The organism is Streptomyces sp. CG 926, from assembly GCF_003148825.1.
In the GTDB taxonomy this organism is placed as follows: domain Bacteria; phylum Actinomycetota; class Actinomycetes; order Streptomycetales; family Streptomycetaceae; genus Streptomyces.
This window is the reverse complement of sequence record NZ_QGGZ01000001.1, coordinates 1,196,581-1,221,775: the sequence shown is the minus strand read 5'-3', so window position 1 is coordinate 1,221,775 and position 25,195 is coordinate 1,196,581. Positions and strand designations below refer to the sequence as shown.

The following is a 25,195-nucleotide window of genomic DNA, read 5'->3' as shown; positions in this document are numbered from 1 at the left end:
CCAGATGTGGAAGCCCGGTAACGGGTGAAGCTGACTGGTACTAATAGGCCGAGGGCTTGTCCTCAGTTGCTCGCGTCCACTGTGTTAGTTCTGAAATAACGAACAGCTGTGTCCATGCCAGCGTTCAAATTTCATAGTGTTTCGGTGGTCATAGCGTTAGGGAAACGCCCGGTTTACATTCCGAACCCGGAAGCTAAGCCTTTCAGCGCCGATGGTACTGCAGGGGGGACCCTGTGGGAGAGTAGGACGCCGCCGAACAACCCGCCCTTTTAGCTCAGTCGGTAGAGCGTCTCCATGGTAAGGAGAAGGTCAACGGTTCGATTCCGTTAAAGGGCTCCATCGAAAAAGGCCCCCGCCAATTGGCGGGGGCCTTTTTTGTTTTCCGGCACGGGACCCGTCGTCACCCGATGCCGGCCACCACTCCCACCGGCGCCGGCGGGCGGAGGGGGTGTGATGGCTCGGAGGGGCGGGCCGTAGGGGAGCTGCCTACCATGGATGTGAAGGGTAGATAAGGTACGTTCCGGCGGCTTCGAGGTGCCCCCACGGGCCGTTCGGCCGGGCCCAGGAGGCGTGATGACCGTACCCCCCGACGCAGCCGCACCACAGCACGCGCAGAACGATCCCGAGGACGTCCTCAAGCACCTCGGCAGCACCTGGCACTGGGCACTCGGCTTCGCCCTCGTGACCCTGATCCCCGGCATCCTGGTGCTCGTCTGGCCCGACGAGACGCTGCACATCCTGGCCGTCATCATCGGCCTGCAGCTCCTGGTGGCGGGTGCCTTCCGCTTCGTCACCGCCTTTTCGCACAGCAGGGACGGCGGCAGCAGGCTGGCGGGTGTCCTGATCGCGATGCTCGCGTTCCTGGCGGGCGTCCTGGTGCTGCGTCATCCGATGCAGACCATCGGCGCGCTGTCTTTGATCATCGGGGTGTTCTGGCTGCTGTCCGGAGTGCTCGCGGCGTTCACCGCGATCGCCGATCACACGCTCGTGCACCGGGGCCTGCAGTTCGGCCTGGGCGCTCTGGGCGCCGTCGCCGGAATCGTCGTGCTCTGCTTCCCGGTGGACTCCGCCGTGGCCCTGACGCGGCTGCTGGGACTCTGGCTCGTCCTGCTGGGTGTCTTCGAGCTGGTGATGGCCTTCGCCCTGCGTTCCGCCACTCGTCGGATCACTCCGGCCCGTCCGGGGTGAACGCCGGACGGCCACCGACCCGTACTCCCCTGAACCTGGGCTCCGGCAGTTGCCGGGCCCAGGTTTTTTGCGGGGTACGTGTCGGCCGGTCTGCTATTCGCCCACCCGCTGTTCCGGGACGCGGAAGGCGAGGATCGCCATGTCGTCCGATGCGGGTTCGGCGGCGAAGCGTTCCACCGCGCGCAGCACGCGGGAGGCGACCGCGCCCGCGGTCAGCCCCGTACAGGTCGTGAGGACCTCCGTGAGGCCGTCGTCGCCCAGCATGCGGGTGCCCTCGCGGCGTTCGGTCACGCCGTCGGTGACGCAGAGCAGCACGTCGCCGGGGTCGAGGGTGAGGGTCTGCTCGTAGAGGTCCAGGTCGTCGATCACACCCAGCAGAGGCTGCGGATCCGCGGCCGCGTCGACCTGGCCGTTCGGGCGTAGGCGCAGCGGCAGCGGATGGCCCGCGCAGACGACCTTCATCAGGGCGCCGCCGTCGGGCTGGGGGTGGAGCTCGCCGTACAGGAGGGTGAGGAAGCGGCTACGGGCGCCCTCGTCGAGGATGGCCGCGTTGAGGCGTTCGAGGACCGCCGGGCCGCCGAGGCCCTCACGGGCCAGCAGGCGCAGGGCGTGCCGGGCGAGGCCGGTGACGGCCGCTGCCTCCGGGCCCGTGCCGCAGACGTCGCCGATGGCGAAGCCGTACGCGCCGTCGCGGATCGGGAAGACGTCGTAGAAGTCGCCGCCGACCTCGTTGCCCTCGCCGGCCGCGCGGTAGATGACCTCGACCTCCATGCCGGGGATCGCGGGGGAGCCGGGCGGCAGCAGGCTGCGCTGGAGGGAGCGGCTGATCGCGGTGCGCTCGGAGTACAGGCGGGCGTTGTCGAGGGCCAGGGCGGCCCGGCGGGAGAGGTCCTCGGCGAGTTCGAGGATCTCCTGGCGGAAGTGCTCCTCGCGCGGTTTGCCGAGGGTGAGCATGCCGATCACGCGGTTGCGGGCGAGGAGGGGCAGGACCACCGTCTCGCCGCCGACGGCGAGGGTCGCCTCGGACCACGGTCGGGCGCCGGCCTCGCGGACCGGTTCGGGCGGGCTGACCTTGGCGAGCAGGTCCTTGAGGCCGTCGATGCGCTCCTCGTCCTCGTGGAGCACGTAGGAGAGGTACGGGTCGGAGGACTGGTCGGCGATGGTGTAGACGGCGCACCAGGTGGCGAGCGTCGGGACGGTCATCTGGGCCATCAGGGCCAGGGTCTGGTCCCGGTCGAGGGTGCCGGCCAGCAGGTCGGAGGCTTCGACGAGGAAGGAGAGCGAACCGCGGCGCAGGCGCTCCAGTTCGCCGAGGCGGGCGGACTCGACGGCGAGGGCGATGCGGTCGGCGGCGAACTGCAGGTGCAGGGCCTCTTCGTTGGAGTAGCGGCCGGGGGTCTCGGCGGCGACGCCGAGGGAGCCGGTGAGGCGGCCCTCCACCTTGAGAGGGACGGTGACGGCGGAGCGCATGCCGGTGGCCTCCAGGAGCGGGACCGCTCCCGGGGAGGCGATGAGGTCGTCGTGGACGGCGGGCATGCGGGCGGAGCCGTAGCGGTTGGTGCCGGCCTCGACGGGGACGCGGGCGAAGCGCTGGCGGGTGGAGGGCAGGCCGGTGGTGGCGCGGACCTCCAGCTCGGTCTCGTCGTCGGTGGCGAGCAGCAGGAAGGCGGCGTCGGCGTCGAGCAGGTCGCGGGCGCGTTCCACGGTCCGCTGGAGGAGCCCGTCGAGGTCGTCGGGGGCCGGAGAGCCGATGAAGATCTCGAAGGGGTCCGTCGGGCGGGGATCGGTGAAGTGGCCGCTGTCGCTGGTGGGCACCCGCACCGGGGTCTGGAGCACGGCGCGCTCGTCGTCGTGGACCAAGAGGCAGACGATGGACGGTTCGCCGTGGGCGTCGCGGACCCGAAGGTGCGAGGCGAAGACGGGGATGACCCGGCCGTCGGCGCCGCGGACGCCGTAGCTGCCCTCCCAGCGGGACAGGCGCAGGGCCTCGGCGATGCCGGTGCCGGTGCCGGGGGTCTGGGGCCAGGCGGCGAGCTCGGCGAGCGGGCGGCCGAGCGCCTTCTCCGCGGGGTGGCCGAAGATGTGCTCGGCGTCCTCGTTCCAGGCGGAGATGGCGTCGTCCGAGTCGATCTGGAGGACGGCCACGCGGACCCGGCTGTCGGCCAGCGGCAGCAGCTGGTCGGGGACTACGGGGCCCGCCGAGCGGGTACCGACCGGCCGGTCTGGGAGGTCGAGGCGGAACCAGACATGCTTGTGGGTGGCGGTGTACTCGACGCCCCAGCGGGTGGCGAGGGCGGCGCACAGCATCAGGCCGCGGCCGTTCTCGCGGTCGGGGTCGGCGTAGGGGCGTTCGCCGGGGTGCTGGAGCGGGAGCTCGCGCTCCGGATACCGGTCGGCGACCTCGACCCGTACGCCGCCGTCGGCGCGCAGGCACAGGACCTCGGCCCGGGTGCCGGCGTGGACCACGGCATTGGTGACGAGCTCGCTGGTGAGGACCACCGCGTCGTCGACGATGTCCGCGAAGCCCCAGCCGTGCAGGGTGTCGCGGACGAACCCGCGGGCGGCGGCGACCGAGCGCCCGAGGGGATCGAAGCTGGCAGCCGCCCGTGCCGTGATCACTGGTCTCCTTCGACGCGGTTGGACATCGGGTGCCAGGTTACTTACCTTCGCGGTCGGCATGGTGCCGTCGTCAGGGATTCCACCCGCAGGGTACGGCGGGTGTGCGATGGTGCCGAAGTGTTATGGCCGGGTTCGGCCAGGGTGAAACACTGGGCAGGCTTGCAGAGCCGGCTCGTGACGAGTCAGGCGTCCGGTGGAAATGTGGTCGACCCTTTCGGGAGGGACACGGTGGAGTCTGGCGCAGCGGTACGGCGTACGGGAACGCGGCCGAAAGGCGGGCGTTCTCGGCGCAGTGGCACGACGGAGGTCGATACCGCCGCTCTGAACCGGCTGCTCACGGCCCTGGTGTCGATGCGGGACGGGAATTTCCGCAAGCGGCTGACGGTGTCCGGCGAGGGCGTGATGGCGGAGATCGCCGCCGTCTACAACGAGGTCGCCGACCGAAATCTCCACCTGACCGGGGAGCTGTCCCGGGTACGGCGGATGGTGGGCCGCGAGGGCAAGCTGAGCGAACGGCTGGAAACGGGCGCTTGCGAGGGCTCCTGGGCTGCCGCGATCGATGCCTCGAACCAGTTGGTGGACGATCTCGCGCGACCGGTGTCCGAGGTGGGCCGGGTGCTGTCGGCGGTGGCCGAGGGCGATCTGGACCAGCGGATGGATCTGCGGACGCAGGCGGCCGAGGGGGCCGGTCATCCGCTGCGCGGGGAGTTCCTGAAGGTCGGGCGTACGGTCAACAACCTGGTCGACCAGCTGTCCGCGTTCACCGACGAGGTGACGCGTGTGGCGCTGGAGGTGGGTACCGAGGGCAAGCTCGGTGGCCAGGCTCAGGTGCGCGGGATGTCGGGATCCTGGAAGGACCTGACCGACTCCGTCAACACGATGGCGTACCGGCTCACCGCCCAGGTACGTGATATCGCTCTCGTCACGACGGCGGTCGCCAAGGGCGATCTGTCGCGCAAGGTCACGGTGCACGTGGCCGGCGAGATGCTCCAGCTGAAGAACACCGTGAACACGATGGTGGACCAGCTGTCGTCCTTCTCCTCCGAGGTGACCCGTGTCGCCCGCGAGGTGGGCACGGAGGGCGAGCTGGGCGGCCAGGCGAAGGTGCCCGGGGTCGCGGGCGTGTGGAAGGACCTGACCGACTCGGTCAACACCATGGCCGGGAACCTGACGGCCCAGGTGCGCGGGATCGCGCAGGTGACCACGGCGGTCGCGAACGGTGACCTGTCGCAGAAGGTTCGGGTGAGCGCGCGCGGCGAGGTGGCGCAGCTGGCCGAAACGATCAATCAGATGACCGAGACGCTACGGACCTTCGCGGACGAGGTCACGCGAGTGGCCAGCGAGGTCGGGGCCAAGGGTCTGCTCGGCGGTCAGGCGCAGGTGCCGGGTGCGGCGGGGACGTGGAAGGACCTCACCGACTCGGTGAACACGGTCTTCCGCAACCTCACCACCCAGGTGCGGGACATCGCGCAGGTGACGACGGCGGTGGCCAACGGCGATCTGTCGCAGAAGGTCACGGTCGACGTGGCCGGCGAGATGCTGGAGCTGAAGAACACCGTCAACACGATGGTGGACCAGTTGTCCTCCTTCGGCGCCGAAGTGACGCGTGTGGCCCGTGAGGTCGGCGTCGAGGGTGAACTGGGCGGTCAGGCGCAGGTGCCGGGTGCGGCGGGGACGTGGAAGGACCTCACCGACTCGGTGAACACCGCCTTCCGCAACCTCACCGGGCAGGTGCGCAACATCGCGCAGGTGACGACGGCGGTGGCCAACGGCGACCTGTCGCAGAAGGTCACCGTGGACGTCTCCGGCGAGATGCTCCAGCTGAAGAACACCGTGAACACGATGGTGGACCAGCTGTCCTCCTTCGCCGACCAGGTCACGCGGATGGCGCGGGACGTGGGTACGGAGGGCCGGCTCGGCGGTCAGGCCCGGGTCGAGGGGGTGTCCGGCACCTGGAAGGAGCTCACCGACTCCGTCAACTTCATGGCCGGCAACCTGACGTCCCAGGTGCGCCAGATCGCCCAGGTGACGACGGCGGTGGCCCGGGGCGACCTGTCCCAGAAGATCGACGTGGACGCCCGGGGCGAGATCCTGGAGCTGAAGAACACCATCAACACGATGGTCGACCAGCTCTCGGCCTTCGCCGAGCAGGTCACCCGGGTGGCCCGGGACGTGGGTACCGAGGGCCGGCTCGGCGGTCAGGCGCAGGTGCCCGGGGTGGCCGGCGTATGGCGTGACCTGACGGACTCCGTGAACGGCATGGCCGGGAACCTGACCTCGCAGGTGCGCAACATTGCGCAGGTCGCGACGGCGGTGGCCCGCGGTGACCTCTCGCAGAAGATCGACGTGGACGCCCGGGGCGAGATCCTGGAGCTGAAGAACACCCTCAACACGATGGTCGACCAGCTCTCGAACTTCGCGGAGCAGGTGACGCGGGTGGCCCGTGAGGTGGGTACCGAGGGCATCCTCGGCGGCCAGGCGGAGGTGAAGGGGGTCTCCGGTACCTGGAAGGACCTCACCCAGTCCGTCAACTTCATGGCGAACAACCTGACGTCCCAGGTGCGCAACATCGCCGAGGTGACCACGGCCGTGGCGATGGGCGATCTCTCCAAGAAGATCACCGTCGACGCCAAGGGCGAGATCCTCGAACTGGTCACCACCGTCAACACGATGGTGGACCAGCTGTCGTCGTTCGCGGAGCAGGTGACGCGGGTGGCCCGTGAGGTGGGCTCCGAGGGCATCCTCGGCGGCCAGGCCCGGGTGCGCGGGGTGACGGGCATCTGGAAGGACCTGACGGACAACGTCAACCTGATGGCCAACAACCTGACCTCCCAGGTGCGCAACATCTCCCAGGTCTCGGCGGCGGTCGCCAACGGCGATCTGACGAAGAAGGTCACGGTCGAGGCGCGCGGCGAGGTCGCGCAGCTCGCCGACACCGTCAACACGATGGTGAAGACCCTGTCGTCCTTCGCGGACGAGGTGACGCGCGTGGCCCGTGAGGTGGGCACGGAGGGCCGCCTCGGCGGGCAGGCGCACGTGCCGGGTGTCTCGGGGACCTGGAAGGACCTCACCGACTCGGTGAACTTCATGGCCTCCAACCTCACCGGTCAGGTGCGGCAGATCGCCATGGTCACGACCGCCATCGCCAAGGGCGACATGACCAAGAAGATCGACATCGACGCCCGCGGCGAGATCCTGGAGCTCAAGACCACCATCAACACGATGGTCGACCAGCTGTCGTCCTTCGCCGACCAGGTGACCCGGGTGGCCCGCGAGGTGGGTACCGAGGGCATCCTGGGCGGCCAGGCGCGCGTCCGGGACGTCGACGGCACCTGGCGGGACCTGACCGAGTCCGTGAACGAGATGGCCGGGAACCTCACCCGGCAGGTGCGCGCGATCGCGGCCGTGGCCACCGCGGTGACCCGCGGCGACCTCAACCTGAAGATCGACGTGGACGCGGCGGGCGAGATCCAGGTCCTCCAGGACAACATCAACACGATGATCGCGAACCTGCGCGACACCACCTTGGCCAACAAGGAGCAGGACTGGCTCAAGGGCAACCTCGCCCGGATCTCCGCGCTGATGCAGGGCCGCCGGGAGCTGGACGACGTGGCCTCGCTGATCATGAGCGAGCTGACCCCCGTGGTCTCCGCGCAGCACGGCGCCTTCTTCCTGGCGCTGCCGGCCGGCGGCACCACCGAGATCGGGACGGAGGGGGGCGCGGACGGCTCGTACGAGCTGCGGATGCGGGGGAGTTACGCGTACGCGGGCGGTCAGATGCCCATCTCCTTCCGGCCGGGGGAGGGGCTGATCGGGGCGGTCGCCGAGGAGAAGCGGATGATCCTCGTCGAGAACACCCCGCCGGGCTACCTGAAGATCTCCTCGGGTCTGGGCGAGGCGCCGCCGGCGCACGTCATCGTGCTGCCGGTGCTCTTCGAGGGGACGGTGCTCGGCGTCATCGAGCTGGCCTCCTTCACGCCCTTCACCCAGATCCAGAAGGACTTCCTCAGCCAGATCGCCGAGATGATCGGTACGAGCGTCAACACCATCAGCGTCAACTCCAAGACGGAGATGCTGCTGAAGCAGTCGCAGGAGATGACCGAGCAGCTGCGCGAGCGCTCCGACGAGCTGGAGAACCGGCAGAAGGCCCTGCAGGCCGCCAACGCGGAGCTGGAGGAGAAGGCCGAGCTGCTGGCCCAGCAGAACCGGGACATCGAGGTGAAGAACACCGAGATCGAGGAGGCCCGGCAGGTCCTGGAGGAGCGCGCCGAGCAGCTCGCGGTCTCGATGCGCTACAAGTCCGAGTTCCTGGCGAACATGTCGCACGAGCTGCGGACGCCGCTCAACTCGCTGCTGATCCTGGCCAAGCTGCTCGCCGACAACGCGGAGGGGAACCTCTCGCCGAAGCAGGTGGAGTTCGCGGAGACCATCCACGGCGCGGGGTCGGACCTGTTGCAGCTGATCAACGACATCCTCGACCTGTCGAAGGTCGAGGCCGGGAAGATGGACGTCTCGCCGACCCGGATCGCGCTGGTGCAGCTCGTGGACTACGTCGAGGCGACCTTCCGGCCGCTGACGGCGGAGAAGGGCCTGGACTTCTCGGTACGGGTCTCCCCGGAGCTGCCGGCCACGCTGCACACCGACGAGCAGCGACTGCTCCAGGTGTTGCGCAACCTGCTGTCGAACGCGGTGAAGTTCACCGACACCGGGGCGGTGGAGCTGGTGATCCGGCCCGCCAGCGCCGATGTGCCCACCGCGATCCGGGAGCAGCTGCTGGAGGCCGGATCGCTGCGTGAGGCGGACGCGGACCTGATCGCCTTCTCGGTCACCGACACCGGGATCGGGATCGCCGCGAGCAAGATGCTGGTGATCTTCGAGGCGTTCAAGCAGGCGGACGGGACGACGAGCCGCAAGTACGGCGGCACCGGGCTGGGGCTGTCCATCAGCCGGGAGATCGCCCGGCTGCTGGGCGGCGAGATCCATGCGGCCAGCGAGCCCGGCCGCGGGTCCACCTTCACGCTGTACCTGCCGCTGCACCCGAGCGAGCTGCCCCCGCAGGGGTACGCGCCGCCGACGCCCGGTGGTGCCCGCGGGGAGCTGTACCGCAGGTCGCAGGACGGCGGCCGCCCCTCGCTGCCGGGGACCCAGGCGGGGCCGGCGGCCCTGCCGTCGGTGCAGGCCCAGCCGACGCGTCCGGCGCTGTCGGCGGCCGAGCCGGCCGGGCAGGGGCAGGGCGGCGGGGCCGCGTTGTTCCGGCGCCGGCGCAAGGCGGCGAGCGATCTGGAGCCGCGTACGGCGGTGCCGGGTCAGCCGAACGTCGTGGGGGCCGAGGACGGCTGGGGCAGCGCGGAGGACGAGCTCCCGGTGGTGCCCCGGACGTACGACTTCCACGGCGAGAAGGTGCTCATCGTCGACGACGACGTACGCAACGTCTTCGCGCTCACCAGCGTGCTGGAGCAGCACGGACTGGCCGTGCTGTACGCGGAGAACGGGCGGGAGGGCATCGAAGTCCTGGAGCAGCACGACGATGTGACGGTCGTACTGATGGACATCATGATGCCCGAGATGGACGGGTACGCGACGACCTCGGCGATCCGGCGGATGCCGCAGTTCGCCGGTCTGCCGATCATCGCGCTGACGGCGAAGGCGATGAAGGGGGACCGGGAGAAGGCGATCGACTCCGGCGCTTCCGACTACGTCACCAAGCCGGTCGATCCCGACTATCTGCTGTCGGTGATGGAGCAGTGGATGCGCGGCAAGTGAGCGCCGGGAGGGCGGAAGGACAACGATCGCTGACTCACTGTGCCCGGTGCGGTGTGGAAGGGCGGTGAACGGGGAACCTTCTGCTCTCCCACCACGTTTCTGCTTCGTGCACAGTGACATCTTGGTGACAGGGTGTGGCGATCTCGGGACTGGGGCTACGATGACCGGCACAAGGACGGACGGCGCAAGGATGCCGTCCTCTGGGGCGGGGCCCGGCGCACAGGCCGGTGCCCGGAGCCGGGGAGGCCCCGTGCCGGGGCGAGGAGGACAGGGCATGGTGCAGAAGGCCAAGATCCTCCTGGTCGACGACCGGCCGGAGAATCTGCTGGCGCTGGAGGCCATCCTCTCCGCGCTCGATCAGACACTGGTCCGGGCGTCGTCGGGGGAGGAAGCGCTCAAGGCGCTGCTGACGGACGATTTCGCGGTCATCCTGCTGGATGTCCAGATGCCGGGCATGGACGGATTCGAAACGGCCGCGCACATCAAGCGGCGGGAACGGACCCGGGACATCCCGATCATCTTCCTCACCGCGATCAATCACGGTCCGCACCACACGTTCCGCGGTTACGCGGCGGGTGCGGTCGACTACATCTCCAAGCCCTTCGACCCGTGGGTGCTGCGGGCCAAGGTCTCGGTCTTCGTGGAGCTGTACACGAAGAACTGCCAACTGCGGGAGCAGGCGGCCCTGCTGCGGCTCCAGCTGGAGGGCGGCAGCTCGAGCGGCGTGGACGCGGGCAAGGAGACGGCCGGACTGCTGGCCGAGCTCTCCGCCCGGCTCGCGGCGGTCGAGGAGCAGGCCGAGGCGCTCACCAAGCAGCTCGGCGAGGATTCGGCCGACGCCGGCGTGGTGGCGACCGCGGCGCACCTGGAGCGCAAACTCACCGGGCTGCGGCGGGCACTGGACGCACTGGAGCCCGGGACGGCCGGAGGGGCTCCGGCCCTGCCCGCGCAGAACTGACCGTACGCGCGTCGGTACTGGCGGTGCGTCAAAGCACCTACGGAGCCGACGACACGAACGGGTGAAGGGGTGGGCACGCGTGTCCACCGGCGTGCGCACCGGTAACCTCGGCCCCATGGCCTCACGTACGTCCGGTAAGGGTTCCCAGAGCACGGCGGGCACCGCGAAGGGCCGCACCGGCCGTACGGCGGCGCCGGCGAAGAAGGCCGCGCCCGCGCGGGGGCCCGCGGCGAAGAAGCCCGCGGCCGCCAAGCGCGCCCCGGCCAAGAAGGCGGCGGCCAAGCCCGCGCCTTCCCCGACCGGGGGCGTGGTGCGGCTGGTGCGCGCCGTCTGGCTCGGCTGCGCACACGCGGTCGGCGCCGTCTTCCGCGGGATCGGCCAGGGGGCCAGGAACCTCGACCCCGCCCACCGCAAGGACGGCGTGGCACTGCTGCTGCTCGCCCTGGCGCTGATCGTCGCCGCGGGTACCTGGTCGAATCTGAGCGGTCCCGTCGGGGACCTGGTCACGATGCTGATCACCGGTCTCTTCGGCCGGTTGGATCTGCTCGTACCGGTCCTGCTCGGCGTCATGGCGGTCCGTTTCATCCGGCATCCCGAACAGACCGACGCCAACGGCCGCATCGGCATCGGGCTGTCGGCCCTCGTCATCGGGGTCCTGGGCCTGGTCCACATCGCCTGCGGGGCGCCCGGCCGGGACGAGGGCACCACCGCGATGCAGAACGCGGGCGGGCTCATCGGCTGGGGCGCCTCCAAGCCGCTGATCTTCACCATGGGCGCGCCGCTGGCCGTGCCCATGCTGGTGCTGCTCACGATCTTCGGCCTGCTCGTGGTCACCGCGACCCCGGTCAACGCGATCCCGCAGCGGTTGCGCCGGCTCGGCATCCGGCTCGGGATCATCGCCCCGAACGAGTACGACGAGGGCTACGGCGAGGCCGAGGGCGCCGCCGGTGAGCGGCACGACCCGGAGCGGTGGCGGGCCCGTGGCGGAGCCGGAGAGGGCTCCGGCGACCCGGCGGACGAGGCCGAGGAGGAGGCGCTCGCCCGGCGGCGCAGGCCGCGCAGGACCCCGGCCAGGCCCGCCATGGAGCGGGGGATGGACGCCGTCGACGTGGCCGCGGCGGCCGCCGCGGCGCTGGACGGGGCGGTCTACGGCGGAATGCCGCCCTCGCCGATCGTCGCCGACCTCACGCAGGGGATCACGGTCGAGCGGGAGGGCGCGGAGCCCACCACCGAGGTGCCGGTCGCCCGCGCGGAGCGTCCCGTACCGGACACCACCCCGGGCAGTGCCCCCGGGCGTGCCTCCAAGGGCGCCTCCGGCAACGCCTCGGAAGCCGCCGACGGGCAGCCGCACGCCACCACGGCCGCCGCCTCCGGGACGCTGTCGGTGCCCGACCTGACCAAGGCCCCGCCGCAGGCCCAGGCACTCCCGCCGCGCGCCGAACAGCTCCAGCTGCGCGGGGACATCACGTACGCGCTGCCTTCGCTCGACCTGCTGGAGAAGGGCGGGCCCGGCAAGACCCGAAGCGCCGCCAACGACGCGGTGGTCGCCTCGCTGCGCAACGTCTTCACCGAGTTCAAGGTCGACGCGGACGTCACCGGCTTCACCCGAGGACCGACCGTCACCCGCTACGAGGTCACCCTGGGCGCCGCGGTCAAGGTCGAGCGGATCACCGCCCTCACCAAGAACATCGCCTACGCCGTGGCCTCGCCGGACGTCCGGATCATCAGCCCGATCCCGGGCAAGTCCGCCGTCGGTATCGAGATCCCGAACACCGACCGCGAGATGGTCAACCTGGGCGACGTACTGCGCCTCGCGGACGCGGCCGAGGACGACCACCCGATGCTGGTCGCGCTCGGCAAGGACGTCGAGGGCGGCTACGTGATGGCCAACCTCGCGAAGATGCCGCATGTGCTGGTCGCCGGCGCCACCGGTTCCGGCAAGTCCTCCTGCATCAACTGCCTGATCACCTCGATCATGGTCCGAGCCACCCCGGAGGACGTCCGGATGGTGCTGGTGGACCCCAAGCGGGTCGAGCTGACGGCGTACGAGGGCATCCCGCACCTGATCACGCCGATCATCACCAACCCCAAGCGGGCCGCCGAGGCGCTCCAGTGGGTGGTGCGCGAGATGGACCTGCGCTACGACGACCTGGCCGCCTTCGGCTACCGGCACATCGACGACTTCAACCAGGCCATCCGGGACGGCAAGATCAAACTGCCGCCGGGCAGCGAGCGGGAGCTCAGCCCGTACCCGTACCTGCTGGTGATCGTCGACGAGCTGGCCGACCTGATGATGGTGGCCCCGCGCGACGTCGAGGACTCCATCGTCCGCATCACCCAGCTGGCCCGCGCGGCCGGCATCCACCTGGTGCTCGCCACCCAGCGGCCCTCGGTGGACGTGGTCACCGGTCTGATCAAGGCGAACGTGCCCTCGCGCCTCGCCTTCGCCACCTCCTCGCTCGCCGACAGCCGGGTCATCCTCGACCAGCCGGGCGCCGAGAAGCTGATCGGCAAGGGCGACGGGCTGTTCCTGCCGATGGGCGCCAACAAGCCGGTCCGCCTCCAGGGCGCCTTCGTCACCGAGGACGAGATCGCCGGCATCGTCCAGCACTGCAAGGACCAGATGGCGCCCGTCTTCCGGGAGGACGTCACCGTCGGGCAGAAGCAGAAGAAGGAGATCGACGAGGACATCGGCGACGACCTGGACCTGCTGTGCCAGGCGGCGGAGCTGGTGGTCTCCACGCAGTTCGGGTCCACCTCGATGCTCCAGCGCAAGCTTCGGGTGGGATTTGCGAAGGCCGGGCGGCTCATGGACCTCATGGAGTCCCGGGGCATCGTCGGCCCGAGCGAGGGCTCGAAGGCGCGCGACGTCCTGCTGAAGGCCGATGACCTGGACGGAGTGCTCGCGGTCATCCGAGGCGAGGCCCATCCGTGATGAAATCGCGGGCAACCGTTTCCCTTGGGCCCGCGTCAAGTTGAAGAGAGGTGGCGGTAGGCGCGCGAGAACGCTCACAGCGCTGGGCCGCCGCACCCGAGCACGACCTCCCTTCGCCATTCGGATGGCGTAGGGAGTGCACCCTCCGGTTGCTCCACCCTTTCGTCACCCCCCTAGACTGGACTTCCAGCAGGTGGCTACACGCTCGAAAGGCGCCCACGTGTCCATCGGCAACTCCAACTCCCCCGAAGAAGAGCGGCCTTCGACCGACGACCGGTCCGAGGACCGCATCGTCGAACGTCCCGTCGAAGGACCGTCCATCGGGACGGCCCTCAAGAAGGCCCGGATCGCCGCCGGGCTCACCGTCGACGAGGTCAGTTCCACCACCCGCGTGCGCATCCCGATCGTGCACGCGATCGAAGAGGACGACTTCACGCGGTGCGGCGGCGACGTCTACGCCCGCGGTCACATCCGTACGCTCGCCCGCGCCGTGGGCCTCGATCCGGCACCCCTGGTCGAGAGCTACGACGCGGCCCACGGCGGCCGGCCGGCACCCACGCCGGCCGCGCCGATGTTCGACGCCGAGCGGATCCGCCCCGAGCGGCAGCGGCCCAACTGGACCGCGGCCATGGTGGCCGCCATCGTCGCCGTGATCGGCTTCGTCGGCTTCACCGCCTTCAGCGGTGGCGACGAGAAGGACAAGCGCCCGGTGGCGGAAGGTTCCGCCTCCCCCAAGCCCGCACCCAAGCAGAGCGGCGGCGCCAAGCCGGCCGCACCGCCCCAGCAGACCCCGCCGGCGGCCAAGCCGGAGCCCTCGGACAGCGCGATCGCCGCCGCGCCCAAGGACCTCGTCACCGTGGTCCTGACGGCCGACACCGGTGAGAGCTGGATCTCCGCGAAGGACTCCACCGGCCGGCTGCTCTTCGACGGCACCCTCACGCAGGGTGAGTCCAAGACCTTCACGGACAAGGAGTCCGTCGACCTCGTGCTCGGCGACGCCGGGGCCGTGAAGCTCTTCGTGAACGGCAAGGAGATCAAGGACGACTTCCAGCCGGGTCAGGTGGAGCGTCTGAAATACACGAAGGCCGACCCTGCCCCGGACCAGCCCCAGGCGGGCTGACACGGGCCCGCCCTAGGGCGGAAGGCTTGAATCCGGATCCCCGGGGTGCTGCGCCGCACCCCGGGGATCTTGCTGTAGGGGGACTTGCGGCAGGGGCCGACGCCGGGACGAAGTAGTCTTGAGTCCATGCCCGAACGCCGTACCGTCGCCCTTGTCACTCTTGGCTGCGCCCGTAACGAGGTGGACTCGGAGGAGCTCGCAGGCCGCTTGGCGGCGGATGGCTGGGAGCTCGTCGAGGACGCCGCCGATGCGGACGTAGCCGTCGTCAACACCTGCGGCTTCGTCGAAGCCGCCAAAAAGGACTCCGTAGACGCCCTGCTGGAAGCCAACGATCTCAAGGATCACGGCAAGACCCAGGCCGTCGTCGCCGTCGGCTGCATGGCCGAGCGCTACGGCAAGGAGCTCGCCGAAGCGCTTCCCGAAGCCGACGGAGTCCTCGGTTTCGACGACTACGCCGACATCTCCGACCGCCTCCAGACCATCCTCAACGGAGGCATCCACGCCTCCCACACCCCGCGTGACCGGCGCAAGCTGCTGCCGATCAGCCCGGCGGCCCGCCAGGACGCCGAGGTGGCCCTGCCCGGCCATGCCCAGGAGCCCGAGGCCGCCCCCGCGGACCTCCCCGAGGGGCTGGCGCCCGCCTCCGGGCCGCGCGCCCCCCTGCGCCGCCGCCTGGACAAGAGCCCGGTCGCCTCGGTCAAGCTGGCCTCCGGCTGCGACCGGCGCTGCTCCTTCTGCGCCATCCCGTCCTTCCGGGGCTCCTTCATCTCCCGCCGCCCCAGCGACGTGCTGGGCGAGACGCGCTGGCTCGCCGAGCAGGGCGTCAAGGAGATCATGCTGGTCTCCGAGAACAACACCTCGTACGGCAAGGACCTCGGCGACATCCGGCTGCTGGAGACCCTGCTGCCCGAGCTGGCCGAGGTGGACGGCATCGAGCGCGTCCGCGTCAGCTACCTGCAGCCCGCCGAGATGCGGCCCGGGCTGATCGACGTACTCACCTCGACCCCCAAGGTCGTGCCGTACTTCGACCTGTCCTTCCAGCACTCCGCCCCCGACGTGCTGCGCTCGATGCGCCGCTTCGGTGACACCGACCGCTTCCTGGAGCTGCTGGACACCATCCGCTCCAAGGCCCCGACGGCCGGCGTCCGCTCCAACTTCATCGTCGGCTTCCCCGGCGAGAAGGAATCGGACTTCGCCGAGCTGGAGCGTTTCCTCACCCACGCGCGGCTCGACGCCATCGGCGTCTTCGGCTACTCCGACGAGGACGGCACCGAGGCCGTCACCTACGAGAACAAGCTGGACGAGGACACCATCGCCGAGCGGCTCGCGCACATGCAGCGGCTCGCCGAGGAGCTCACCTCCCAGCGCGCCGAGGAGCGCATCGGGGAGACTCTCGAAGTGCTCGTCGAGACCGTGGAGGCCGTCGACGAGGACGGCGAGGGCGCCTACGGGCGCGCCGCGCACCAGGCGCCCGAAACGGACGGCCAAGTGGTCTTCACGGACAGCACGGGCCTGGTCCCTGGGCGTATCGTCACGGCAAAGGTGGTCGGCACCCTGGGTGTGGACCTGGTCGCCGAGCCGCTCGGCATGGAGTTCGAGGAGGCGGCCGGATGACCGGAGTCCCGGCATCTGCGGCGGGCGGGACCGGCCGCCGGCCCGTACCCGGCGCGAAGCTGGGGGCCGCGGCGGTCAATCAGGCCAGCCTGTGGAACATCGCCAACATCTTGACGATGATCCGGCTCGTGCTGGTGCCGGGCTTCGTCCTGCTGCTGCTCGCCGACGGCGGCTACGACCCGGCCTGGCGGGCCTGGGCCTGGGCCGCGTTCGCCGTCGCCATGATCACGGACATCTTCGACGGGCACCTGGCCCGGACGTACAACCTGGTCACGGACTTCGGCAAGATCGCCGACCCCATCGCCGACAAGGCGATCATGGGGTCGGCGCTGATCTGTCTCTCCTGGCTCGGTGACCTCCCCTGGTGGGTGACCGGGGTGATCCTCGGGCGGGAACTCGGGATCACCCTGCTCCGGTTCTGGGTCATCCGCTACGGAGTGATTCCGGCCAGCCGGGGCGGCAAGATGAAGACGCTCGCCCAGGGCACGGCCGTGGGCATGTACGTCCTCGCCCTGACCGGAGCGCTGGCGACCATGCGCTTCTGGGTGATGGCGATCGCCGTCGTGCTGACCGTCGTCACCGGTTTGGACTACATCCGTCAGGCGGTCGTGCTGCGCCGCCAGGGTCTCGCCGCGGAGCGGGCCGCGAAGTGACCCACGCGGCGGGGGAATTTCCGGCGGCGCAATCCGCTCCGGGAGCCACTTCGGAAGCGGCTTCGGAAGCGGCGGACGTGACCGAGGTGGCTGCGGATGCGCTGCGCCTGCTTGCGGAGAGTGACCACTCCCTCGCGGTGGCGGAATCACTGACCGGCGGCATGGTCGCCGCCGAGCTCACGGCCGTCCCCGGAGCCTCCCGATCCTTCCGCGGCTCGGTCACCGCGTACGCGACGGAGATCAAACACCTGGTCCTCGGGGTGGACGCGGGACTGCTCGCGGCCGAAGGCGCGGTGAACGCGCAGGTCGCGGCGGAGATGGCGGCCGGAGTGCGGCGCGTGATGGGCGCTTCGTGGGGGATTTCGACGACCGGGGTGGCCGGTCCGGAGCCGCAGGACGGGCAGCCGGTGGGCACCGTTTTCGTCGCGGTGGACGGTCCGGGGAGCAGGAAAACGGTCCGTCTGAGGTTGAAAGGCTCCCGTGCGGAAATTCGTAGGGAGAGTGCACGCACAGTGCTCAGGCTTCTCTCGGACCAACTCCGCGAGAATGCGCGGGGGCAGGATACGGAACAGAACGGGGGGATTTGATGTTTGCAGCCCTGAGTGAACACGACATCGCTCCCCGCACGGCCGCGGCGCGAGGCGGTACGGTGGGGCGTGAAGGATGCGGCTACACGGTCAGAGGAGGGAGCCACCGATGATTCTGCTCCGTCGCCTGCTGGGTGACGTGCTGCGTCGGCAGCGCCAGCGCCAGGGCCGTACTCTGCGCGAAGTCTCCTCGTCGGCCCGAGTTTCTCTCGGCTATCTCTCCGAGGTGGAGCGGGGGCAGAAGGAGGCATCCTCCGAGCTGCTCTCCGCGATCTGCGACGCGTTGGACGTACGGATGTCCGAGCTGATGCGCGAAGTCAGTGACGAACTGTCGCTGGCCGAGCTGGCACAGTCGGCCGCGGCAAGCGAACCGGTGAGTGTGCCGGTCCGCCCGATGCTCAATTCGGTCTCCATGGCTTCGGTCACGGGTGGACCGGAGCGGGTGACCATCAAGGCGCCTGCGGAAGCGGTGAATGTCGTAGCCGCGTGAGCGAGCACGTGCGTGTTTGAGCGTGGCCGGAGCCCCGGCCGGTGCCTGGTGCACCGGCCGGGGCTCCCGGCCGTTCTGGGTGCGGGGGCGCGGAGGGTGCGGGAGGATGGGCCCGTCCGGGTTCCGGCCCCTGGGAGGCAGTCGTGCGGCGGTTGCTGCGCATACCCGCGGTGTCGGTCCTCGCGTTGACGGTGGGGGCACTGTGGTGGTGGGCCGTGCTGCGGCTGGTACTGGCGCCCGCCGAGTCCGGGGCCGTGGAGGGCGCGGTGGCGGTGGGCGGCTGGGGGCTGGGGCTGCTGCCGGTGCACTGTGTGCCGGGCCCGGTACGCAAGGCGCGGCGCAAGGCGTCGGCGGCGGTCGAAGGGGCTACCAGGGCATGGACACCCCACCGTTCGGGCGAAGAATCTGACCTGTCATGAAGGACGAGGCGTCCGAGGCCAGGTAGAGCACCGCCCGGGCGATGTCCTGCGGCTCTCCGACCCGGCGCAGCGGGGACATGCGGACCATCGCCGCCTCGGTCTGCTGCTGGACCTCGGGGCTGTGGCGGCCGGTCATGGGGGTGCGGATCCATCCCGGGGCGACGGCGTTGACCCGTATGCCGTGCGGGCCGGCCTCGGTGGCGAGGGTCTTGGTCAACTGGACGACGGCGGCCTTGGCGGCGCTGTAGCAGAGCAGGCCGGGCTGGGCGGCGTCCACGGCGCCGGAGGCCATGGTGACGATGGAACCGGGGCGGCCCGCCTCGATCATGGAACGGGCGGCCTCCTGGCAGGTGCGCAGGACTCCCTTGAAATTGATGTCCAGGATCCGGTCGAGGTCCTCGTCGGTCGTCTCCAGGACGCTGCTCCTGTGCATGACCCCGGCGATGGCGGCCGTGATGTCGAGCGGGCCCGCCGCGGTGACGGCCGCCCGGAGCGCGGCCCGGTCGGTGACGTCGAGGGGGTGGACGGTGGCGACGCCGCCGGCCTTGGCGACGAGGGCGGCCGTCTCGGCGAGTCCCTGCTCGTCGCGGTCCGCGCAGTGCACGTGCGCGCCCGCCTCGGCGAGCAGGACGGCGGTGGCGCGGCCGATACCGCTGGCGGCGCCGGTGATCAGGGCGGTGCGGCCGGTGAGGCCGTACGGGTGCGTGGGTGTGGGCATGCCGGGACCGTACGACCGTATCTGACGGACCGTCAATCGGTGTGCGGTGGTGCGTCCTGGGGCCCGTGCCCGCTGCCTACGGGGTCGGGCCCTGCTGGCAGCGGGGGCACCAGTAGGTGGGGCGGTCGTCCTGGGGGGCCTCGCGGACGGGGGTGCCGCAGCGCAGGCAGGGGCGGTGTGCGCGGCCGTAGACGAAGAGGTCCTGGCCTGGGCGGCGGCTGCCGGTCGTGTTGCGCGGGCCCGGCCGCTCGCCGGTGTTCGCGGCCAGCAGCCGGTGGGCGGCCCCGGCCAGCCGGGGGAGGGTCGACTCGGGGAGCGCGCCGACCGGGGTCCACGGGGTGACCTGGGCCAGGAAGCAGAGCTCGGCCTTGTAGATGTTGCCGATGCCGGCGAGGTTGCGCTGATCGAGCAGGGCTTCGCCGAGCGGGCGCTCCGGGGCGGCGAGGAGGTTCGCGGCGGCGAGGTCGGGATCCCAGTCCGGGCCGAGGAGATCGGGGCCGAGGTGGCCGACGGCGCGGTCTTCCTCGGCGGTGCGGATCAGTTCCAGGACGGGGAGGCGGTAGCCGACGGCCGTGGCCTCGGCCGTGCCGAGGACGGCCCGGATCTCGTGATCCGGGCCACCGCGCCACTTCTCACCGGCGGCGAAGACCTTCCAGGCACCGTCCATCCGGAGGTGGCTGTGCAGAGTGAGGCCACCCTCGAAGCGGGCGAGGAGGTGCTTGCCGCGGGGGGTGACGTCGAGGGTGACCCGGCCGGTGAGGTCGGCGAGGGCGAAGCGGGGGACGCGCAGGTCGCTGCGGGTGAGCACGCGGCCTGCGAGGGCGGTGTGCAGGCGGGTCGCCGCGCGCCGGATGCTGTCGCCTTCGGGCATGGCTTCATTGTGCCGGTGCCGGTCCCCGCCGGGGCGGCTGGGTCGTGACGCCCCGGGACCTGGCGCGGCGTGTGCACGCGCGGGCGGGCCTGCGGCGTGCCTCGCCGGGAGGGTGCGGCCGGCCGGGGGTTCGACGGGCGTGGTGTCGGACGCCGGGGCTGGTCACCCGTCCCGGCTCGCCGTCCGGCGCTGCTCCGATCGGCTCCTGCCGGTTCTGGGCGGCGCCCGCGAGGCCGCCCGGCCAGGGGGGACTCCTCCCAGGGCGCGGGACCCCGCTCACCGGCGGAGCCGGCCGGCCGGAGCCGGGACGGCATGCCGGGCCTACCCGTGCGGGGGTTGGCGGGCAGCGAGGCCCGCCCTCGCGGGGGCACGAGGCAGCAGTCGGTCCGGACCTCCGCCCTGTCAGGGCCCAGGGTCGTGGGGTCGGCCCAGGGGCGTGAGGTCCGAGGCGGCGGGTTCGACCTGCCCCCGGGTTCAGGGCAGCGGCCCGCTCGGCCTTGTGGGGCGTGAGGCGGTGGTCCGGGTCGCCCCGCAGGGGCCGGGACGGGCATGCCGGGCCTACCCGCGCGGGGGTTGGCGGGCAGCGGTCGGGCCGTCCTCGCGGGGTGCGATCGACCTGTTCAGGACGTGAGCGGAGCGGTCACTGCCGCGCGCGGCTTTCAGGAACGCATACGCAGACCCCGCGGGGTGGCATGGAAGCCCGCCGCTTCCAGCGCCGGGCCCCACGGCGAGGTCAAGGCCGCCGCCGCGTTGATCCGCTCCACCGTGAGGGCCGGGAGCGTGCCCGTGCGGGAGGCCGCCGCCAGCGCGGCCGTGGCCGCCGCGAGTCGCGGATCCTCCGGGGCGGGCCAGGCCAGCAGGGTCTTTCCGCCGCGCTCCAGGTACAAGGTGAGCTCCCCGTCCACCAGAACCACCAGGGAGCCCGCCTTGCGGCCCGGTTTGTGGGTGGCCCCGGCCGGGGGCTCGGGCCAGGGCAGGGCCGCGCCGTACGCGTTCGCCGGGTCGGCGGCCGCCAGCACCACCGCAGCCAGCGGCGGTGGGGTCCGCTCGGCGGCCCGGAGCCGGTCCACCGCTCCGTCCATCGCGAACTGGGCCGCGCCCAGCCCCTCCACCACATAGCCCCGACGGGCCTGGCCGCTGTCCTCGAAGGCCGACAGGACGCGGTAGACCGCGCTGAAGCCGCCCTCCACCCCTTCCGCGGCGACCGCCCCACGGGTCACCACCCCGTGGCGGTCCAGGAGGGTGCGGGCCAGGGCGTGGGCCCGGTGCGTCGGATCGGGGGCGGCGGCCGGCAGCAGGGACCAGCGGCCGGAGACCGTGGGCGGCCCGGTACGCGACACCGTCGCTTGAAGCGTGCCGTACCGGCCGCGGGGGACGGTGCGCCGGGCCCGATGGGCCGTCGAGCCCGCCGTGCGGCCCGAACCGAGCAGTGAGCGCAACGGGGCCAAGGTGTCGTTGGTGAGCCGGCCCGACCAGGCCAGGTCCCACACCGCCTCGGACAGCGCGACGTCCGACACCTCGGGGAACTCGGCCCGGATCGACTGCGCGATCTGCCGGAAGAACAGCCCGTACCCGCCCGCCAGCGACGCCAGGACCGCCTGGTGCAGAGGGCTCTGCTCCAGTGGGTGCGGTGGGGGCAGCAGCATCGGGGCCGCCTCCGCCAGATAGAGCGAGACCCAGCCGTCCTTGCCCGGGAGGGCGCCCGCACCCGCCCAGACCACCTCGCCCGCGGTGGTCAGTTCGTCCAGCAGGCCGGGGGAGTACCCGCTCACCCGCGACGGAAGGATCAGGCGTTCCAGCGCGGAGGCCGGGACCGGGGCGCCCTGGAGCTGCTCGATCGCCCGGGCCAGCCCGTCGAGGCCGCGCAGGGCTCCGCCCAGGTGCTGCCACTGGGGGAGGAAGGTGGCCAGCGAGGTCGGCGGGACCGGTTCCAGCTCCTGGCGCAGCGCGGCGAGCGAGCGGCGGCGGAGCCTGCGCAGCACCGTCGCGTCGCACCACTCCTGGCCGATGCCCGCCGGGTGGAACTCTCCCTGCACGACCCGGCCGGCCGCGGCCAGCCGGTGCAGGGCGCCCTCCGTCACCGCCGCGCCCAGGCCGAAGCGGGTGGCGACGGTGGCCGTGGTGAAGGGCCCGTGGGTGCGGGCGTACCGGGCGAGCAGGTCCCCGAGCGGGTCCTTGACCGGCTCGGTGAACGCCTCCGGGACGCCGACGGGCAGTGCCGTGCCCAGCGCGTCCCGCAGCCGGCCCGCGTCCTCGATCGCCGCCCAGTGGTCCGCGCCGCCGATCCTGACCGGGATGGCGCGGCGGGCCGCGACGAGTTCCCCCGCCCAGGCCGGATCCGCCCCGCGCTCGGTCAACTGGTCCCGCGTCAGCGGGCCCAGCAGGCGCAGCAGGTCGGCCACCGACTCGGGGTCCTTGGCCCGCCGGTCCTCGGTGAGCCACTGGAGCTCCCACTCCAGCTCCTCCAGAACCTGTGCGTCCAGGAGTTCACGCAGCTCCGCCTGGCCGAGCAGCTCGGCCAGCAGCCGGGAGTCCAGCGACAGGGCCGCCGCCCTGCGCTCCGCCAGGGGCGAGTCGCCCTCGTAGAGGAACTGGGCCACATAACCGAACAGGAGGGAACGGGCGAACGGCGAGGGCTCCGGGGTCGTGACCTCGACCATGCGGACGCGGCGCGCCTCGATGTCCCCCATCAGCTCGGTCAGGCCGGGCACGTCGAAAACGTCCTGGAGGCACTCCCGTACGGCCTCCAGCACGATCGGGAACGAGCCGAACTCCGAGGCCACCTGCAGCAGCTGGGAGGCGCGCTGGCGCTGCTGCCACAGGGGGGTGCGCCGGCCGGGGCTACGGCGCGGCAGGAGCAGGGCACGCGCCGCGCACTCACGGAAACGGGAGGCGAACAGGGCCGAGCCGCCGACCTGGTCCGTGACGATCTGGTTGATGTCACCGTGGTCGAAGGCGACATCGGCCGCGCCCAGCGGGGCCTTCTCGTCGTCGAACTCGAACCCGTGCGGAGCGGCCGGGTCGTGGTCCAGGAGGTCCATGGACAGCAGGTCCGCGTCGGGCAGGCGGAGCACGATCCCGTCGTCGGCGTGCATCACCTGCGCGTCCATGCCGTACTTCTCGGCGAGGCGGGCACCCAGCGCCAGCGCCCACGGGGCGTGCACCTGCGCGCCGAAGGGGGAGTGGACCACGACGCGCCAGTCGCCCAATTCGTCGCGGAAGCGCTCGACCACGATGGTCCGGTCGTCGGGGACGTGACCGCACGCCTCGCGCTGTTCGGCGAGGTACGCCAAGACGTTCTCGGCGGCCCAGGCGTCCAGGCCGGCCGCCACCAGCCGCAGCCGGGCGTCCTCCTCGCCGAGGCCGCCGAGCTCGCGGAGGAACGCACCGACCGCGCGCCCCAGTTCGAGCGGCCGGCCGAGCTGGTCGCCCTTCCAGAACGGCAGCCTGCCCGGCACCCCGGGGGCCGGGGTGACCAGGACCCGGTCGCGGGTGATGTCCTCGATCCGCCACGAGGTGGTGCCCAGGGTGAAGACGTCCCCGACGCGGGACTCGTAGACCATCTCCTCGTCCAGCTCCCCGACCCGGCCGCCGCCCTTCTTGGGGTCGGAACCCGCGAGGAAGACACCGAAGAGGCCGCGGTCGGGGATGGTGCCGCCCGAGGTGACCGCGAGGCGCTGGGCACCCGGCCGCCCTGTGATCGTCCCTGCCACCCGGTCCCACACCACCCGCGGCCTGAGCTCGGCGAAGGCGTCCGACGGATAGCGCCCGGCCAGCATGTCCAGCACCGCCGTGAACGCCGACTCCGGCAGCGCCGCGAAGGGCGCCGCCCGCCGCACCAGGGCGAGCAGGTCGTCCAGCTGCCAGGTGTCCATCGAGACCATCGCGACCAGCTGCTGCGCCAGGACGTCGAGGGGGTTGGAGGGCACCCGCAGCGACTCGATCGCCCCCGTGCGCATCCGCTCGGTGACCACCGCCGCCTGCACCAGGTCGCCGCGGTACTTGGGGAAGACCACCCCGGTGGAGACCGCGCCCACCTGGTGCCCGGCCCGGCCCACCCGCTGCAGCCCGGAGGCCACCGACGGCGGGGACTCCACCTGGACGACGAGGTCCACCGCGCCCATGTCGATGCCCAACTCCAGGCTGGAGGTGGCGACCACGGCGGGCAGCCGACCCGCCTTCAGGTCCTCCTCCACCAGCGCCCGCTGTTCCTTGGACACCGAGCCGTGGTGCGCGCGGGCCAGCAGCGGCGGAGCGCCCAGAGCGGCCCCCGACTGGGCCATGATCTCGGCCGGGGGCTTGCCCTCCGGCGGCTTCTCGCCCAAGGCGCGCTCGTACGCGATCTCGTTGAGCCGGTTGCACAGCCGCTCGGCGAGCCGGCGGGAGTTGGCGAACACGATCGTCGAGCGGTGCGCCTGCACCAGGTCGGCGATCCGCTCCTCCACATGCGGCCAGATCGACGGCTTGTCCCCGCCCTCCTTGCCCTCGGTCGCGGGGGATCCGCCCAACTCGCCCATGTCCTGCACCGGGACGACCACCGACAGGTCGAACTCCTTGGCCGACGGCGGCTGGACGATCTCCACCTTGCCGCGCGGCGCCAGGTACCGGGCCACCTCGTCCACCGGCCGGACCGTCGCCGACAGCCCGATCCGGCGCGCCGGGCGCGGCAGCAGCTCGTCCAGCCGCTCCAGGGAGAGGGCGAGATGGGCGCCGCGTTTGGTCCCGGCGACCGCGTGCACCTCGTCCAGGATCACCGTCTCGATCCCGGCCAGCGCATCCCTGGCCGCCGAGGTCAGCATCAGGAACAGCGACTCGGGCGTCGTGATCAGGATGTCCGGCGGGCGGGTGGCCAGCGCCCGCCGTTCGGCGGGCGGGGTGTCCCCGGAGCGGATCCCCACCCGGATGTCCGGCTCGGGCAGGCCGAGGCGGACCGACTCCTGACGGATCCCGGTCAACGGGGAGCGCAGATTGCGCTCCACGTCGACGGCCAGCGCCTTCAGGGGCGAGACGTACAGCACGCGGCAGCGCTTCTTCGACTCCGCGGGCGGCGGGGTCGAAGCGAGCCGGTCGAGGGCGGCGAGGAACGCGGCCAGGGTCTTGCCCGAGCCGGTGGGGGCCACCACCAGCACGTCCGAGCCCTCCCCGATCGCCCGCCAGGCGCCCTCCTGTGCGTCGGTGGGCGTGACGAAGGCCCCCGTGAACCACGAGCGGGTCGCGGGGGAGAACGAGTCGAGCGCAGCGCCTGCCATGCCCCCATCGT

13 protein-coding genes, 1 tRNA gene and 1 rRNA gene are annotated in these 25,195 nt (G+C 71.5%); 11 read left to right on the top strand and 4 right to left on the bottom strand.

All coding sequences use genetic code 11. The annotated features are described in order from the left end of the window. Positions 1–140 precede the first annotated feature (140 nt). The 3 genes from rrf to BCL76_RS04945 all read left to right on the top strand — a co-directional run bounded on the left by rrf (position 141) and on the right by BCL76_RS04945 (position 1,188). Positions 141–258 (top strand): 5S ribosomal RNA (gene rrf, locus BCL76_RS04955). Positions 259–263: 5 nt separating this feature from the next. Then, positions 264–339 (top strand) — tRNA-Thr (locus BCL76_RS04950). 234 nt (positions 340–573) lie between these two features. Further along, positions 574–1,188: an HdeD family acid-resistance protein gene (locus BCL76_RS04945; protein ID WP_030774236.1), complete on the top strand. Its 615-nt coding sequence runs from the start codon at positions 574–576 to the stop codon at positions 1,186–1,188. Positions 1,189–1,281: 93 nt separating this feature from the next. Here the strand turns inward: BCL76_RS04945 and BCL76_RS04940 are convergent, their stop codons facing one another. Further along, positions 1,282–3,867: a SpoIIE family protein phosphatase gene (locus BCL76_RS04940; protein ID WP_258309306.1), complete on the bottom strand. Its 2,586-nt coding sequence runs from the start codon at positions 3,865–3,867 to the stop codon at positions 1,282–1,284. Positions 3,868–4,035: 168 nt separating this feature from the next. Between BCL76_RS04940 and BCL76_RS04935 the strand changes: the two genes are divergently transcribed. From BCL76_RS04935 to BCL76_RS04900, 8 genes are all read left to right on the top strand, one after another. Then, positions 4,036–9,570, top strand: coding sequence for a HAMP domain-containing protein (locus BCL76_RS04935; protein ID WP_181382427.1), 5,535 nt, complete (start codon positions 4,036–4,038; stop codon positions 9,568–9,570). A 274-nt stretch (positions 9,571–9,844) separates the two neighbouring features. Further along, positions 9,845–10,528, top strand: a complete 684-nt coding sequence (locus tag BCL76_RS04930; RefSeq protein WP_109778241.1) for a response regulator — start codon at positions 9,845–9,847, stop codon at positions 10,526–10,528. Positions 10,529–10,643: 115 nt separating this feature from the next. Further along, positions 10,644–13,463: an FtsK/SpoIIIE family DNA translocase gene (locus BCL76_RS04925; protein ID WP_109778354.1), complete on the top strand. Its 2,820-nt coding sequence runs from the start codon at positions 10,644–10,646 to the stop codon at positions 13,461–13,463. A 220-nt stretch (positions 13,464–13,683) separates the two neighbouring features. Continuing rightward, the gene (locus BCL76_RS04920; protein WP_109778240.1) at positions 13,684–14,583 is read left to right on the top strand and encodes a helix-turn-helix domain-containing protein; all 900 of its coding nucleotides are present in this window, start codon (positions 13,684–13,686) and stop codon (positions 14,581–14,583) included. 126 nt (positions 14,584–14,709) lie between these two features. Then, a complete protein-coding gene (gene rimO, locus BCL76_RS04915; protein ID WP_109778239.1) occupies positions 14,710–16,197 on the top strand; it encodes a 30S ribosomal protein S12 methylthiotransferase RimO in 1,488 nt (495 codons plus the stop codon). After that, complete coding sequence (gene pgsA / locus BCL76_RS04910) at positions 16,194–16,850, top strand: CDP-diacylglycerol--glycerol-3-phosphate 3-phosphatidyltransferase (RefSeq protein ID WP_109778238.1); 657 nt, start codon at positions 16,194–16,196, stop codon at positions 16,848–16,850. The genes rimO and pgsA overlap by 4 nt, the downstream gene beginning before the upstream one ends. A 77-nt stretch (positions 16,851–16,927) precedes the next feature. Further along, positions 16,928–17,437: a CinA family protein gene (locus BCL76_RS04905; protein ID WP_109778237.1), complete on the top strand. Its 510-nt coding sequence runs from the start codon at positions 16,928–16,930 to the stop codon at positions 17,435–17,437. Positions 17,438–17,546: 109 nt separating this feature from the next. Further along, positions 17,547–17,927 carry a helix-turn-helix domain-containing protein gene (locus tag BCL76_RS04900; RefSeq protein ID WP_030012484.1) on the top strand — a complete coding sequence of 127 codons (381 nt, stop codon included), beginning with the start codon at positions 17,547–17,549 and terminating at the stop codon, positions 17,925–17,927. 366 nt (positions 17,928–18,293) lie between these two features. On the opposite strand, the gene BCL76_RS04890 is transcribed toward BCL76_RS04900, so the two are convergent. From BCL76_RS04890 to BCL76_RS04880, 3 genes are all read right to left on the bottom strand, one after another. Next, positions 18,294–19,064, bottom strand: a complete 771-nt coding sequence (locus BCL76_RS04890) for an SDR family NAD(P)-dependent oxidoreductase (RefSeq protein ID WP_109778235.1) — start codon at positions 19,062–19,064, stop codon at positions 18,294–18,296. A gap of 76 nt (positions 19,065–19,140) precedes the next feature. After that, positions 19,141–19,935 carry an Fpg/Nei family DNA glycosylase gene (locus tag BCL76_RS04885; RefSeq protein ID WP_109778234.1) on the bottom strand — a complete coding sequence of 265 codons (795 nt, stop codon included), beginning with the start codon at positions 19,933–19,935 and terminating at the stop codon, positions 19,141–19,143. A 659-nt stretch (positions 19,936–20,594) separates the two neighbouring features. Continuing rightward, positions 20,595–25,184, bottom strand: coding sequence for an ATP-dependent helicase (locus BCL76_RS04880; RefSeq protein ID WP_109778233.1), 4,590 nt, complete (start codon positions 25,182–25,184; stop codon positions 20,595–20,597). Positions 25,185–25,195 lie beyond the last annotated feature (11 nt).